This window comes from Streptomyces sp. NPDC048192 (genome assembly GCF_043202415.1).
In the GTDB taxonomy this organism is placed as follows: Bacteria; Actinomycetota; Actinomycetes; order Streptomycetales; family Streptomycetaceae; genus Streptomyces.
The window spans coordinates 1-1470 of sequence record NZ_JBIDAL010000047.1 but is presented as its reverse complement, the minus strand read 5'-3'; the positions used below and the strand labels follow the sequence as shown (position 1 = coordinate 1470).

General features: G+C 66.4%; 1 protein-coding gene. It reads right to left on the bottom strand.

Annotation, left to right across the window (positions count from 1 at the left end; genetic code table 11):
* Positions 1-23: 23 nt before the first annotated feature.
* Positions 24-1226 (bottom strand): IS110 family transposase, encoded by a 1203-nt coding sequence (locus ACGFZN_RS39940; protein ID WP_393863395.1) that lies wholly within the window; start codon positions 1224-1226, stop codon positions 24-26.
* Positions 1227-1470: the final 244 nt, after the last annotated feature.

Here is a 1470-nt window from a genome sequence, read left to right as displayed (position 1 = left end):
AAAAGGTGCCTCTATGGGCTTCGTCAAGCTGTAGCCGGGGCGGGCGACTGGTAGAAGGTGCCGTCTCGGAGCATGGCGAAGAGGACGTCGATGCGGCGTCGGGCGAGTGCGATGAGGGCTGCGACGTGGTGTTTCCCTTCGCGGCGTTTTCGGTCGTAGTAGGCACGGGACTCTGGTTGGGAGAGCGAGGCGAACGCGGCGAGGTAGAAGGCCCGTTTGAGCTGTTTGTTGCCGCGTCGTGAAGGGTGTTCGCCGCGGATGGAGGAGCCGGAGTTCCTGGTCACAGGTGCCAGGCCGGCGTAGGCGGCGAGGTGGCCGGCGGTGGCGAAGCCACTGCCGTCACCGACGTCGATGAGGATGCGGGCTGCGGTCCTGACCCCGATGCCGGGCATCGAGATCAGGACCCGGGAAAGAGGGTGGGCCTCCAGGAGCTCTTCGATCCGTGCAGCGAGGAGTTTGCGCTGGTCAAGGACGGACTGTAGGGAACTGGCGAGGCTGGGGACGATCAGCGCGGCCGCGTCGGTGCCCGGGACGACGACGGTCTGTTCGTCGAGTGCGGTGAAGATGTCCTCGACCAGTCGTTCGGCCATCCGCGGTGCCTTCGGCCGTATCAGGGTGACCAGTCGTCGCCTTCCGGCCTTGCGGATCTGGGCCGGGGAACCGAACTGGTCCAGCAGCCTGAGCACGGCCGGGTGCTGGATTCGTGGGCCCAGGACCCGTTCCAGCGACGGATGGATCTGAGTGAGCAAGCCGCGGAGCCGGTTGGCGATCCGGGTGGACTCGCCCGCCAGGTCGTCGTCGAAGCCTGCGATCATCGCGAGCTCCGCGACTGTCTCATCGGCGGGATCGACCGCCCGTAGGGTGTGGGGCATCGCTCTGGCAGCGTCCGCGATGACGAACGCGTCACGGGCGTCGGTCTTGGCCTCACCAGGGTAAAGATCGGCAATCCGCCGCATGGTCAGCCCGGGCAAGTAGGCGACCTGGCAGCCTGCGTCCCGGGCGACTGCCAGGGGCAGAGCTCCGATGGAAGCCGGCTGGTCGACGACCACCAGCACGGTTCCGTGCTTGGCCCGGAGCTTGTCGAACAGCTCCCGCAGCTTCGGCTCGCTGTTGGGCAGCGGCTTGTCGAACACCTTCTTTCCAGCGCGATTGACGGCTGCGGCGTGATGTTCGCCCTTGCCGACATCGAGCCCCAGATAGACGCCGATGTCAGTTTCGTCCGTCACGACCGTCCCTCCCGCCCTCGCCTGATCCCCGGCCTCACCTGCGGCATCAGCGTGCCGGCATCCACGTTACGAAGAGACTGCCGTACCCGGTTGAGGGATGGGCGCTCGTGCCTCTAATCAGCGGTCTGCCAATGCCTCCGGCACCGGCGACACCACCTTTTCGATCATCTCGACTGGGGGCTCAAGTCATACCGGGGCCGAAGGCCGGGAGCCTCCTTGCGAGGCCATGAAGAAGGTAACGGGG